The sequence below is a fragment of the Acinetobacter lwoffii genome, assembly GCF_024129685.1.
GTDB lineage: Bacteria > Pseudomonadota > Gammaproteobacteria > Pseudomonadales > Moraxellaceae > Acinetobacter > Acinetobacter lwoffii_X.
Genome location: NZ_JAMXXL010000008.1, coordinates 26,797 through 40,172, shown reverse-complemented (window position 1 = coordinate 40,172; position 13,376 = coordinate 26,797). Strand labels below are relative to the sequence as shown.

11 protein-coding genes are annotated in these 13,376 nt (G+C 42.1%); 4 read left to right on the top strand and 7 right to left on the bottom strand.

What is annotated here, in order from left to right; translation table 11 throughout:
* Window position 1 precedes the first annotated feature (1 nt).
* On the bottom strand, window positions 2-1,477 hold the full coding sequence (betB, locus tag NI464_RS05660; RefSeq protein WP_121980144.1) for a betaine-aldehyde dehydrogenase: 1,476 nt from the start codon (window positions 1,475-1,477) through the stop codon (window positions 2-4).
* A gap of 21 nt (window positions 1,478-1,498) precedes the next feature.
* Complete coding sequence (gene betI, locus NI464_RS05655; RefSeq protein WP_004731001.1) at window positions 1,499-2,077, bottom strand: transcriptional regulator BetI; 579 nt, start codon at window positions 2,075-2,077, stop codon at window positions 1,499-1,501.
* 270 nt (window positions 2,078-2,347) lie between these two features.
* Between betI and NI464_RS05650 the strand changes: the two genes are divergently transcribed.
* Window positions 2,348-4,384, top strand: coding sequence for a choline transporter (locus tag NI464_RS05650; RefSeq protein WP_005246314.1), 2,037 nt, complete (start codon window positions 2,348-2,350; stop codon window positions 4,382-4,384).
* Between the two features lie 28 nt (window positions 4,385-4,412).
* Window positions 4,413-5,021, top strand: coding sequence for a MarC family protein (locus NI464_RS05645; RefSeq protein ID WP_004646981.1), 609 nt, complete (start codon window positions 4,413-4,415; stop codon window positions 5,019-5,021).
* 64 nt (window positions 5,022-5,085) lie between these two features.
* On the opposite strand, the gene NI464_RS05640 is transcribed toward NI464_RS05645, so the two are convergent.
* Both NI464_RS05640 and NI464_RS05635 read right to left on the bottom strand, forming a co-directional pair.
* Entirely contained in the window at window positions 5,086-7,293 is a 2,208-nt protein-coding gene (locus tag NI464_RS05640; RefSeq protein WP_253137939.1) for a TonB-dependent receptor family protein, read from the bottom strand.
* Window positions 7,294-7,795: 502 nt separating this feature from the next.
* Window positions 7,796-8,713 (bottom strand): LysR family transcriptional regulator, encoded by a 918-nt coding sequence (locus tag NI464_RS05635; RefSeq protein WP_253137938.1) that lies wholly within the window; start codon window positions 8,711-8,713, stop codon window positions 7,796-7,798.
* Window positions 8,714-9,042: 329 nt separating this feature from the next.
* Between NI464_RS05635 and NI464_RS05630 the strand changes: the two genes are divergently transcribed.
* Window positions 9,043-9,210, top strand: coding sequence for a hypothetical protein (locus NI464_RS05630; RefSeq protein ID WP_004280333.1), 168 nt, complete (start codon window positions 9,043-9,045; stop codon window positions 9,208-9,210).
* 158 nt (window positions 9,211-9,368) lie between these two features.
* Here the strand turns inward: NI464_RS05630 and NI464_RS05625 are convergent, their stop codons facing one another.
* The 3 genes from NI464_RS05625 to NI464_RS05615 all read right to left on the bottom strand — a co-directional run bounded on the left by NI464_RS05625 (window position 9,369) and on the right by NI464_RS05615 (window position 12,426).
* Window positions 9,369-9,566, bottom strand: coding sequence for a hypothetical protein (locus tag NI464_RS05625; protein ID WP_004731008.1), 198 nt, complete (start codon window positions 9,564-9,566; stop codon window positions 9,369-9,371).
* A 253-nt stretch (window positions 9,567-9,819) separates the two neighbouring features.
* The gene (locus NI464_RS05620; protein WP_253137936.1) at window positions 9,820-11,550 is read right to left on the bottom strand and encodes a bifunctional protein-serine/threonine kinase/phosphatase; all 1,731 of its coding nucleotides are present in this window, start codon (window positions 11,548-11,550) and stop codon (window positions 9,820-9,822) included.
* Between the two features lie 66 nt (window positions 11,551-11,616).
* Window positions 11,617-12,426 (bottom strand): formate/nitrite transporter family protein, encoded by an 810-nt coding sequence (locus NI464_RS05615; RefSeq protein WP_004646987.1) that lies wholly within the window; start codon window positions 12,424-12,426, stop codon window positions 11,617-11,619.
* A 286-nt stretch (window positions 12,427-12,712) separates the two neighbouring features.
* Between NI464_RS05615 and cynS the strand changes: the two genes are divergently transcribed.
* Window positions 12,713-13,162 carry a cyanase gene (gene cynS, locus NI464_RS05610; RefSeq protein WP_253137935.1) on the top strand — a complete coding sequence of 150 codons (450 nt, stop codon included), beginning with the start codon at window positions 12,713-12,715 and terminating at the stop codon, window positions 13,160-13,162.
* The last annotated feature ends 214 nt before the right edge of the window (window positions 13,163-13,376 follow it).

Sequence of the window (13,376 nt, the reverse complement as noted above, 5' to 3'; positions counted from 1 at the left end):
CTTATGCGCTAAATACAGATTGGAAAGGACTGAGTTCGACCTGAACCGATTTGGTCTGGGTGTAATGCTGCAAGGTCACAAGCCCATTTTCACGTCCAACACCGGAATGTTTATAACCACCGACAGGCATTTCTGCAGGCGATTCACCCCAGGTATTGATCCAGCAGATACCCGCTTCTACCTGATGAATAATTCGGTGTGCACGGGCTAAGTCTGGTGTGACGACACCTGCAGCCAGACCATAATCGGTATCATTGGCACGACGAATGGCTTCTTGCTCGGTGTCATAACTCAGGATGCTCATGACTGGACCGAAGATTTCTTCACGTACAATGGTCATGTCATCACGGCAGTCGGTAAATACGGTTGGCAGGACATAAGCTCCTTGGACAAACTGTTCATCCTTAGCACGGCCGCCGCCACATAATAGGCGTGCCCCTTCTATCTTGCCTTTTTCGATATAGCCCAGCACTTTTTCCATATGCTCAAAGCTGGAAACCGGACCGAAATTGGTTTCAGGATCAAGTGGATCACCCATACGGATATGTTCAACACGCTGCAAAATCTTTTCTTCAAATTCTGCTTTCAATGCCAAAGGCACAAATACGCGAGTACCGTTGGTACACACCTGACCGGAACTATAGAAATTGGCCATCATGGCAATATCGGCCGCCAAATCCAGATCGGCATCTTCACAGATAATCAGCGGAGACTTACCGCCCAGCTCCATCGTGACTTCTTTCAGGCTAGAATTTGCAGCTTGCGCCATGACCTTTTTGCCGGTAGAAACGCCACCGGTAAACGACACTTTGGCAATATCAGGATGCGAAGTCAGATAACCACCAATTTCACCACTGCCGGTAACCACATTAAAGACACCATGCGGCACACCTGCTTCAGTATAAATTTCTGCCAGTTTTAATGCAGTTAAAGGCGTCACTTCACTGGCTTTAAAGATCATGGCATTGCCTGCTGCCAGTGCAGGTGCAGATTTCCATAAGGCAATTTGAACCGGATAATTCCATGCACCAATCCCGGCAACCACACCCAAAGGTTCACGGCGAGTATAAACAAACGAACTGCTTCTGAGCGGGATTTGCTGGCCTTCTAATGCTGGCAAAATACCTGCATAGTATTCGAGTACATCTGCACCTGTCGCAATATCGACGGTGGATGTTTCACTGAAAGCTTTACCACTGTCGAGACTTTCTAAACGCGCCAGCTCGTCATTACGTTCACGGAGGATGGCAACAGCCTTGTTCAAAATACGGGAACGTTGAATCGCCGTCATTTCTGCCCAGACTTTTTGTCCTTGTTGTGCCGATTCAACAGCGCGATCGATATCTTTTCGCGTACATACCTGCACGTCTGCCAGAATTTCGCCTGTTGCAGGATTAATCGTTTGAAACGTGCTATTGGACGTTGCATCGACATATTGTCCATGAATATAAGGACGTTGCAGTTTGAATGTTGTCAATGGAATTTCCTCGCAGGTGGGTTATTTGAGTTGTTGCCGGATATATTCACTACACAGTTCAATCGGCAGTTCTGGGTCAATTTCGCCATTTACCAAAGCACCTCTTAACCAGAATCCATCAATCAATGCTGCCAAACCTTGAGCGGCTTTCTCTGCCTGGTCTTTATTCAACTTTTTCATGAATTCATATTTAAGGTTGGAATGTAAGCGGTAATGATTGATCTGCTGTAACCGATGTAACTCAGGTTGATGCAAACTGCTAGCCCAGAACGCCAACCAGACTTTCATGGCCGCCTTGTCGGTTTGTGGAGCAGCAAAATTACCACGTACGATCGCCAGTAAGCGCTGCTCCGGTAAGTCATCAACCTGTATCTTTATCTGTGCAACAGATTTACCCAATTGCTGCAATAAGTAACGCATTGTGGCTTCAATCAAGCCATTTTTACCTTGAAAATAATGACTTATGATGCCGGTTGAGACACCTGCCCTCTGAGCAATCTGACTAATTGAAGCTTCTGCAAAACCTAGCTCATTCACTGCAGCTAAGGTGGCATCGATCAGTTGCTGGCGACGGATCGGTTGCATACCAACTTTTGGCATAAGACTAACCTGAATAACGGATATAACAATAGAAAGTCACTCTGCTAAAGCAAATAGCTGAATGATGTAACAATTCATAAACGCTTTTTTAATTGAACGTTCAATTAATAAAAATTATAGTGCCAGCTCACCCTTGATGTACAGCGCAGTTTGTTTTGGATTTGCAAAAGTTTGTAATTCACGAAAACAAGGAAGCTTTACCGCAGGCTTTTGCTTTTAAATCACACTGCACTGTAGATCATCCGGCAACAACACGATGGTCATGGATTTATGCAAAAGAAAAATGAAGAGATGCAAGATGGTCTGAATAAAGTAGTTTTTTATTTTTCGGCGACACTTATTCTGCTGTTTTCTATCATTACCATTTTATTTAATGAACAAGCCAATCAAGTCATTATCAATATTTTAAACTGGGTCAGTCGTACCTTTAGCTGGTATTACCTGCTAGCGGCAACGCTGTATCTGGTTTTTATCGTCTTTATCGCCTGTTCCCGTTATGGCGAGATTAAATTAGGCCCCAAACATTCCAAGCCAGAATTTAGCCTGTTGAGTTGGTCGGCGATGCTATTTTCTGCCGGAATCGGGATTGACCTGATGTTTTTCTCAGTGGCGGAACCGCTTTCGCATTATATAAATCCGCCTGTAGGCGAAGGTGAAACCTTCGAAGCTGCGCGCCAGTCCATGGTATGGACCCTGTTTCACTACGGTTTAACCGGCTGGAGTATGTATGCACTGATTGGGGTCGCGCTAGGTTATTTCAGCTATCGCTATAATTTACCGCTCACCATTCGATCAGCACTCTATCCTATTTTTGGAAAAAAAATTAATGGTCCAATTGGCCATACTGTGGATACGGCTGCAGTACTCGGCACGATTTTCGGGATTGCCACCACCTGCGGGATTGGCGTTGTGCAATTAAATTATGGCCTGCATGTATTGTTTGATTTACCAGAAAATATCTGGATTCAAACCGCACTCATCGCCGTTGCTGTGATTATTACTATTATTTCAGTCACTGCCGGTGTCAATAAAGGCATCCGGATCCTGTCTGAGATTAATATCTATGTGTCAATTGGGCTGCTGCTATTCATTCTGTTTGTAGGCAATACCGAGTTTTTATTAGCCGCCTTGATTCAAAATTTTGGTGACTATATCAGCCAGTTCCCGAAACTTTCTTTAACCAGTTTTCCTTTTGAACAACCGAAAGAGTGGATGAATAGCTGGACCCTGTTCTTCTGGGCATGGTGGATCGCCTGGTCACCTTTTGTTGGTCTGTTCCTGGCCCGTATTTCCCGTGGTCGTACCATTCGCGAATTTGTCACCGGGACTTTGGTTATTCCTCTGTTATTTACCCTGACCTGGTTGTCTATTTTCGGTAACAGTGCTTTATACAGCGTGATTTTTGATGGTAATACTCAACTTGCTACGACAGTTTTAGAAAATCCGGCACATGGTTTTTATGATCTGCTGGCGCAGTATCCAGGCTTTATGTTTACTGCAGGTGTCGCCACCATTACCGGCTTACTGTTCTATGTGACCTCAGCGGACTCGGGGGCATTGGTATTGGGAAATTTCACGACCAAATTCACTAATATTGAACATGATTCACCGCGCTGGCTGAGTGTGTTCTGGGCCATTGCCATCGGTTTGCTGACTTTGGCAATGCTCATGGCGAATGGCGTGACAGCATTACAGAACACCACAATTATTATGGGTCTGCCTTTTAGTTTCGTCATTTTCTTTGTGATGGCGGGACTGTATAAGTCCTTGCGTCTGGAGGATTTTCGTCAGGCAAGCACCAGCCTGAATGCGGCACCTGTGGTCGGTAATGTGGATATTTTGAACTGGAAGAAGCGTCTGAGCCGGGTCATGCTGCATCCAAGCCTGTCCCAGACGCGGACCATGCTGGACAATGTTTGCAAACCAGCCATTGAGGCCGTTGCAACCGAGTTAATTGACAAAGGTATTCAAGTAAATATTCAGGAAAAATCGCTTGAGGAAGAACCTGAACTGTATCATCTGGATCTGACCATTCAGCTCGATGAAGAAGAAAACTTTGTCTACGAAATATGGCCGGTACGCTATGACACGCCAAATTTCAGTTCACGTGGTAAACGAACCAAACGTTATTACTATCGTCTGGAAAGTTATCTGTTTGAAGGCTCTCAGGGAAACGATCTGGTCGGTTACAGTAAGGAACAGGTGATCAATGACATCCTGGATAAATATGAACGCCATATGATGTATCTACATATTAACCGTATTAGCCCAGGTAAACGTCCGCTGTTCCCGGATCGTGAAATCTAGGATCTCTCAACTACGGAAGGACTCAATGATGTCAGAAAGTTTGAATGCCTTTGCCCTGTTTTTCTCCCTGCTCAATCCATTTTTGATGAGTATTTACATGCTCGGAATTATCCGTAATTCCGATGCAAAAGTATTCAACATGGCATTGATTCAAGGCAGTCTGATCAGCTTTATTGTGTTCATCATTTTTGCAAAAACCGGTGAAGCCTTCTTTAATGAAGTCTTGCATGTACGGTTTGAGTCCTTCCAGATTTTTGGCGGTATTATCTTTTTGGTGATCGGCTATCGTTATGTCTTTGAAGGTGCTGATACGATTGGTGTGATGCGTGGAGCGCCCAGTCATCTGGCGGGTACGATTGCCATGCCGTTTATGATCGGTCCCGGCACCATTTCGGCTTCCGTGATTACCGGGATTCAGCTCAGTTTAATGCAAACCATTCTGGTGATTTTCTTTACCCTGTTTCTGACCTGTAGCTTGCTAATTCTGATGAAATACCTGCATGATCATTTACAGCATAAATATTCCAACTACATTGACCTGTATGTCGATATTGTCGGTCGTGTTGCAGCGCTTCTGATTGGTACGATTGCCATTGATATGATTGTGACAGGCGTTACCGGAATTTTGGAAACCTGATAAATCCTTTCTATCAATAAATAAAAAGAGCGGTTTTTACCGCTCTTTTTTTGATTTTAAATAATTAAAATTTAAATGACACACCGGCATAAGTAGAAAAACCTTCACCTGGCGAAGATCGCGCTACATCAGCGCCTTGATCATTTAAACCAGGAATCACGACCGCAGCATATTTTTCATCGGTGATATTTTTAAAGTTGATCCAAGTTTTCCATGATTGATGTTCTGGTGCATAACCCAAGTCAATGCCCCAGATCTGATAGTCGTCACTGAATCGGCTATTGGCATAATCATGTGCCATTTTGGATGCATATTCAGTATTCAGACCAATATAGAGGCCATTATTCAAAGCATAACTCAGTTGAGCCTGATAAAGATGTTTTGGAATCCCCGGTAACTGGTTCTTACCAAACAATGGATCATTTTTATACTGAAAATCGCTAAGCGTATAAGCTTGTTGCAGACGCAGTTCGCCATATTCGGATTCATGCAATGGCGTATCCAGACTTAGCTCCACCCCTTGATGAATCGTTGGTGTCGCATTTGCTTCTACACTAATTCTTTCCTCTGAAGTAGTAGAATCAGAATCATTCCCGTAATTTTTAATCATTTCAGAAGACAATAGCTCCTTTTTAATCTTGGAATAATAGTAGCTCAGTGCCCAGTCTCCAAAACCTGATTGTCCACGCCCCCCCAGTTCAAAACTATTGGTGGTTTGCGTATCCAAATAGATTGGCGCACGTACTCGATTTGATGCAGCTCCACTGTCTTTAGAATAGTAATAAGGTGAAGACCAAGCCATTGCCCAAGGATGTGCCGGTTCAATACTCCGGCTTAAATTAGCAAACCATTGCACAGAGTCATTTGGCTGATAGGTCAATCCAACTCGTGGTGCAAAATTCCATTCATAACGACTGACTTTAGGATCTACATCAGGACCTAAATCTGGGTCGGGAATAATATTTGCATAAGTCACTTCACTTTCCCGATGGGTATACACAGCTGCCAATCCCAGATCTAATTTGAACTGATCATTTAATGTAGTTTCCTGATCAAATTGCAGCACGTTGTCTGAACCACGATAGGTATAACGGCGGGTAACTGTGTCTGCCGGATAAGTTTGATTACCAATTTCTGTATTAAATCTTAAAGTTTCAGTAACCCCACTGTCCGGGCGGTGTGTGGTAGTGCGCAAGGCAATACGCCCCTGATGCTCCAGACCTAGAAACTGATAAGGCCTTTCATACTGGAAGCGCGCTGTAATATCTTCATAATCGACATTAGTACGATAACTGCTTTCACGTAAATCCAGCGGATAATGATGATAAGCCAGACTGCCGGTCAGTTTAGCATCATCCTGTAAATTCCAGGTCGTAGTATTGGCCAACCAGGTACTGCCTGGCTGAATCCGTTTGGCATCTACCGCTAAATTAAAGCTATTCGCTGCTTCAGGATCATTTTTGAGCTGTTCTTGTGTAATCCGTCCTGGAGTTAAATGCTTGCTCTCACGGTAACGAGCATAAAAACGGGTTTCGATATCCGGACTGATCTGATAGCCCAAATTAAAAGCCAGACCCTTACCATCGCCTTCAGCATGATCCTGAATTCCATCAAACTGGGTACTCGTCAGCGCCAGATAATAATCTATCTGATCCAGCTTTCGGCCGGTACTAAACTGATATTTTTGATAACCATGGCTGCCCATTTCATATTTGAGTTCAGAGCCATCCTGATCTGCGCCGGTCTTGGTTCTATAGTTGATTGTTCCACCTAAGGCCAGTCCGCCTTGCTTAAAGCCATTGGCTCCGCGATAAACCCCGACATGATCAATCCACCAGGGTTCTAGCAGTTCATACGCTGTACCGCCCGGCCCGGTAAATGGAATATCGTCAATCAGGACGTGCGTACCGGATGCGTGTGCACCTGAAGTCCGGTTGATTCCTGAGCCACGGATCGATATTTTTGCACCTTCATTCCCTGCAGACTGGGCATAAATTCCTGGCTGTAAACGGAATACATCGGCTGTGGTTGCAAGTCGCTGCTGTTCTAATTGCTGCTCACCAATGAAATTCGTTCCTCCTGAAACCTGAGCCAGCTCTTTCTGATATTGCTGCTGCGGATTGGCATTTTGCTCAGCGCTGATCACAATAGTATTCAGCTGTTGAACATTGTCCGGTTCTACGGCAGTTTCAGCATAAAGATGACCTGAGACAATCGACAGAATCATGAGGCTCAGCGGGCTTTTCTTGAGAGGAATTTTTGTCATGTGCATGGCGATTTTATACAGTCCTGTATAAGTGATTCCGTTTTATGAGAGGAAATCAGTTTAAAAATTATGCTGTAGCATAGATCAACATTGTTATTTTCAGGAGTTATTTTCTGCCAAAAAATTGACTGATCAGCGTATGTTTTTTCATTTTATTTAATCTTTTTATTAAAAATCAACTTGCAAGATCAAAACCACATCCTCACAAGTTCCAAGAACTTAATTTTTAAGTAACTGATATTTAATAATATGTAATTTAATTATGCACAGATATATTTCCATTTGGCAAAATGTGATAAGTAGAAAAATTTATAATCGACCAAACCAGTTCTTTAATTTCAAAAGTTGGCCGAAGTTGTATATTTTCTGATTTAAAGTAGACAAGATTAACCTCATCACCTTATAGAAAAATTGAAATCCTTGAGAGAAAAACAATCAATTTTTAAAAATCCTGACGATGCAGGATTTTTAAGAATCACGGGCTTATAGATATTCACCTATTCATTGATCAATTGTAGTAGACCTGTCTTTTTTTGGAAAACCGATCCAGCTGTTTCAAGAAGCCTTCAAAATAATCTTTCTGTTTTTCTTCTATGCGATAGCCGGCGTATAAAGTACGACGCAAGCCTTCAGGCGCCACACAGTCTAAACGGCGTGATGTCACCCAGCCTTTTTGCTCATATTCATTTACCACCCAGTCTGGCAGTGCACCAATCCCGCGGCCACTTGCCACCAGCTGAATCAGCATTTGGGTCAAGTCGGTGGTACGAATGGCTTTTGGTAGAATATTAGCTGGAATAAACAAACGCGACATGATGTCCAAACGGTGTTTATCCACCGGATAAGTTACTAGCGTTTCTTCAGCAAGTTCCTGAACAGTAATCTCTTTCGCACGTACTAATGGATGGGTATTGGATAAAACCAAGCGTGATTCGTATTCAAATATTGGAAAATATTCAATGCCTTTAAGCGCAATCGGATCAGCCGTAATCAGCAGATCAAACTCTCCAGTTTGCAATAATTCATGCGGATTCGACTCAAAACCTGAGGCAAAGTCCAGGTCTACATCCGGATATTGCATCCGGTATTGATTGAGTAGCGGCATCAACCAGTCAAAACAGCTATGACATTCAGAGGAAAAAACAATTCGTCCGGTCTGACCATGCACAATTCGGCTGATATCACTCTGTGCAATTTGAACTTGCGGTAATATTTCATCTGCCAGTTTTAGCAACCGCTCCCCAACATTTGAAAAGCTCACAGGGCGACTACGCCGATTGACCACTTCGATGCCAAACCATTGGTCGAGTTCACGTAGCTGATGTGACAAGGCTGACGGGGTTAAACATAAATCACTTGCTGCTGCAACCAGAGAACCATGCTCCCGCAGAGCAGTTAAAGTTCTTAAATGGCGAAGTTCTATCATGAAAAATACCGGAAATTTAAAAGACGGATGACACTTAATCTGTCTTAAGCATAACCCATTTTTCTTATTTTATTTAGTTTTTCTCATTTCAAAACCAGAATAATGAGATATATTCAACTATTAGGTTTATAGGTTTAAATTACTATTCCCTTAATTTCATTAATTTAATTTTCTTGTTTAACTTAACCATCATTAAAATAACCCATAAAATATTGATTAAACTTACAGCAGCAACAAGATAGAAAACTAACTCCGGTATAAAAGTCACAGAATAATTTTGCTGCACTCATACAATAAAAATTAGAAAGTATTTTAGAGGATGAAAGACTATGTCGAATCCAATCGATCGAAATGATGAAGAACTCACTGAAGAACAACTTGATCCTCAAGAAAAACAGGATCGTGAGATCCAGCGAGGTCAATTAGGCCTTCATGATCCACAGAGACAACGTGATCAGCTGCGTCAGGAAAGACAGGATGAGGAACAAATTCAGTAATTTTCCCTGAGACGCAAAATAAAAAACTCCCCATTCTTAAAATAGATGGGGAGTTTTTTTTCAGTATTAAAAAGTTAGGGACTAGTTTTTCGCATCACCACATCTTATACATCTGATCTAATCTGAACAGCTCACCTTCTTGGATGAGTGCTATTTTACTATTTCGTTTCTGTAGAGGCTTTTGCTTGTAGGGACTGCGCTTGTATTTCTGCCGTTTTTTTCTTGGCCTGAATTTGTGCCGCTATTTCCTGATTTTTCTCAGCAAAACGCAAGCCACCATCTCCGGCGAGACTGGTTTGGCTCATCACCATGCTGCTGCCCAAGATTAAAATCAGCTTAAAAAATTGAATTTTCATGTCTCATCTGCCTTTTTATTCTAATGGTATTAAAAATAAGCAATTATTATTCCAATGTTTTTATGCTTATTTAGATTTTAACTGCACTTGCTATTTTATAGGGATAATCTTCAAAAATACAAAGTCAATCATCGTAAAAATATAAAAATCTGCAATAAGAATAAATAGATATTTTGACTACATCTCAACTTAAATCACTATTGATTTTTTATTTAAATCAAAAAAATCGTTCAACAGCTTATTTGGATTATTTTCATTGGCTAAAATACAGTGCAAATACCCAGAGCAATAACAAAAACAGAATCGCTGTGCAGGATTTCCAGAAAGTGACTGGATGCTTTTCAAGCATAGGGCGTGAAACTGATTTTTTAAATTTGATATCTGGGTGTTTCAGATCATATATAAAGGCTGAAAGTGCTTCATAGCGCTGCTCCGGGCGAATGGAAAGCGCTTTTTTAAAGATTGCGTCCAAGCCATGTGGCAGATCCGGTCGATACTCATAGAGAGGATGATATCGAACCTGCTTTAAGGCCTTTTCGGTCTTGCAGCGCGCGAGGTCCGTCCCATAAGGCAACTGTCGGGTTAATAAATAATAACTCATCACCGCCAGCGAGAACTGATCTGATTTTACTGATGGGGAGCATCCAATAAAATATTCAGGTGCCATAAAGGCCAAGGTTCCCAAAGGAACATCTGCATGTTTGGGATTCAGTTCAACCAGACCTCTGACCGCAGTCGATCCATAATCAATCAGTTTCACTTTCAAGGTATCGGCTGGTTCGAGCAGCATGACATTTTCTGGTCGTACATCCTGGTGCAGCATTTCAAGACGGTGCATGGCATTTAATGCTTTGGCCACCTGCTCAATGATCGGAAGCAACTGCTGTAAAGTTAAAGCAGTTTTATGACGGTGCAGCCATCGGTTTAGGCTTTCCCCTTGTAAATATTCATAACTTTGAAATAAAAACTTCTTGCTGCCCTTATGTGGATAGCATTGCAGCAGATTTTCATGTTTTAAGCGTTTCGATACCCAGTCTTCCAGCTGAAATTGTTCCATCGCTTGCAGGTCATCCTGCACATCGACAGACAAGGTTTTAATGACCAGCTGATTTTGTGTTGCTTCATCATGCGCCAAATAGAGGCTGCTGCGATGATTTTGGTGCAGGATTTTATCAATCCGATAACCTTCAAACAGATCACCATGACTCAGCTGTTGCGGAAATAAAACATGGCTCTTGATATGAAAGGATTCCTCCTCAGGCAACTGTTCCACTTTAATGATTTGAATGGTGAGATTGTCATCACTACCCCGCTTTAAAGCCAGCTCGACTATAGACTTGGCAATAATATCCAGATGTTGTTGCTGCTCGACCATATTCGAGATGAGTTGAATATCTATGAATTCATAGACACCATCTGTCATCAAGATAAAGAAATCATCTTCACATAATTCAAGCTGCTGATAATCGACATCGATACGATGGTCGGCACCCAGTGCACGACTTAAATAATGTTCTGTTGATGACAGGCAAACACGGTGATCAGCCGTCAACTGTTCAATGGCTTGTGCCTGAATGCGATAAATCCGGCTGTCGCCAGCATGAAAGATATGTGCCCTGTTTTTTTTCAAAATCAGTGCACTAAAGGTGCAGACATAACCCTGGTCTTTATCAAAACGCCCGCGGCTTTGCTGGGTTTGTGCATAGAGCCAGGAATTAGTCGCACGAATAACCCGTGCCGCTGAAGTTTGAGTACTCCATGCATCCGAAGTCGAATAATAATCCGATAAAAAACTGCTGACTGCAGTTTCTGCTGCAATATGGCTGACATTGCTGCTACTGATCCCGTCTGCAATTGCACAGGCAATGCCCTTACTGCTAAGCGCATGGCCTTCCGGAATATAGACCCCATGAAAGTCCTGATTCTGTGCTTTGATTCCAGCGGAAGAATATTGCCCAATGCTGATCTTTAATTTTTTATTCATTTTAAATACTCAAAAAGGGATCGAATTGATCCCTTTAATCTCAAGGCATAAATCATCATGCTCAGATTAGAATTCTTTTTTATCGCCAGTACGTACATGCGTGGTATAGAGCGCCAGACCTGTCAGTGCCAGACCGCCCACCAGATTCCCCAGTGCCACCGGTAATTCATTCCACAAGAAATAGTCTGTAATCGAGAAATCACCGCCCATCATCATGGCAAATGGGAACAGGAACATATTTACCACTGAATGTTCAAAGCCCATGGCGAAAAACAGCATGATTGGCATCCACATCGCGATGAATTTGCCGCTGACCGTGGTTGACATCATGGCGCCAATTACCCCGAGTGATACCATCCAGTTACACAGCATGCCGCGGATAAAAATTGTCATCCAGCCAGCAAAACCATATTCGGCATAGCCCAAAGTCCGGTCTTCCCCAATATGGGCGATTTTCACCCCGACCGCATTCGGTTCAGCGGCGAAACCCATGGTATAGACTGCGGCCATCAACACTGCCACGGTTAAACATCCGGCAAAGTTACCTAAAAAAACCAGTCCCCAGTTTTTTAAAATACGTGACCACGTTACCCCAGGACGTTTATCTAGCCAGGCTAATGGAGTCAATACAAATACCCCAGTGAGCAGGTCATAGCCCAAGAGATACAACATGCAGAAACCGACTGGAAATAGCAGCGCACCGATCAGTGGCACCCCTGTTTGTACCGCAATCGTCACGGCAAATACTGCTGCCAGTGCCAGAATTGCGCCTGCCATAAACGCACGAATTAAAACATCACGCGTTGCCATATGAAGTTTTGCCTCACCGGCATCGACCACTTTTTTTGCAAACTCTGCAGGAGCAAGATAAGCCATATTTTTATCCCCTTTATATAAATTACTTGCCTGTTTGCAAATAAAAAACGCCTAAGGTCTATTTCAACCCTAGGCGTCTTTGCCTTGCATTATTCAAACAGATCAATTGTGTTATGGCGCCGTTGCCATATTTAATATAGATTAAAGCAAATAGCATGCCATATATTTTAAATGTCTAATGAAAATCATATAAATTATTTTAAAATTTAATCCTAATAATTATATTGGCACAATCTCTGCATTATCTATAACGGTCATTTTTTAAATATAGCTATTGGAGAAGATTATGATTAGCCATCGTCAACAAGTGACAGACATGATTATTTCAGCGAAAGTTTTAAAGTCTATCAAATGGGCAGATGTCGCTGAAGCTATAGGCCTTTCTAAAGAATGGATGACAGCCGCATGTTTGGGTCAGATGGCTTTTAATAAAGAACAGGCAGAAAAAATTGGTGAAATATTTGGATTGACTGATGAAGCCATCGCCTGGCTGCAAATCGTACCCTATAAAGGTTCTCTGCCAACCAGTGTGCCGACAGATCCGCTGATTTATCGCTGGTATGAGGTGGTCAGCGTCTATGGTATGACCATTAAAGAACTGATCCATGAAGAATTCGGAGATGGGATTATGAGTGCAATTGATTTCAGTATGGATATTCAACGTGAGAATAACCCAAACGGAGATCGGGTGAATGTCTTATTATCCGGAAAGTTTTTACCTTATAAAACTTATTAATCCCCCACTATAAGCATAAAAGCCATTATTAAAATGGCTTTTATTTTATCTGCACTTATTAAATTTATTTAGAATGATTATTAAAAGACATATATTTTTTTTCATCTCAAATTAAACATATAAACTATAAATGCTTTTTATTTTTATTAGATGAATTCAACCGTCCTGTTCTTTTTAAATAATACTTTTCTATTCTGAATATTGGGTTCATTAT

What these genes read in the sequence shown, in the direction of transcription:
- betI (WP_004731001.1), bottom strand. Translation starts at nt 2,077, where the DNA reads ATGCCAAAAGTTGGTATGCAACCGATCCGTCGCCAGCAACTGATCGAT.
- NI464_RS05650 (WP_005246314.1), top strand. Translation starts at nt 2,348, where the DNA reads ATGCAAAAGAAAAATGAAGAGATGCAAGATGGTCTGAATAAAGTAGTT.
- NI464_RS05645 (WP_004646981.1), top strand. Translation starts at nt 4,413, where the DNA reads ATGTCAGAAAGTTTGAATGCCTTTGCCCTGTTTTTCTCCCTGCTCAAT.
- NI464_RS05640 (WP_253137939.1), bottom strand. Translation starts at nt 7,293, where the DNA reads ATGCACATGACAAAAATTCCTCTCAAGAAAAGCCCGCTGAGCCTCATG.
- NI464_RS05635 (WP_253137938.1), bottom strand. Translation starts at nt 8,713, where the DNA reads ATGATAGAACTTCGCCATTTAAGAACTTTAACTGCTCTGCGGGAGCAT.
- NI464_RS05630 (WP_004280333.1), top strand. Translation starts at nt 9,043, where the DNA reads ATGTCGAATCCAATCGATCGAAATGATGAAGAACTCACTGAAGAACAA.
- NI464_RS05625 (WP_004731008.1), bottom strand. Translation starts at nt 9,566, where the DNA reads ATGAAAATTCAATTTTTTAAGCTGATTTTAATCTTGGGCAGCAGCATG.
- NI464_RS05620 (WP_253137936.1), bottom strand. Translation starts at nt 11,550, where the DNA reads ATGAATAAAAAATTAAAGATCAGCATTGGGCAATATTCTTCCGCTGGA.
- NI464_RS05615 (WP_004646987.1), bottom strand. Translation starts at nt 12,426, where the DNA reads ATGGCTTATCTTGCTCCTGCAGAGTTTGCAAAAAAAGTGGTCGATGCC.
- cynS (WP_253137935.1), top strand. Translation starts at nt 12,713, where the DNA reads ATGATTAGCCATCGTCAACAAGTGACAGACATGATTATTTCAGCGAAA.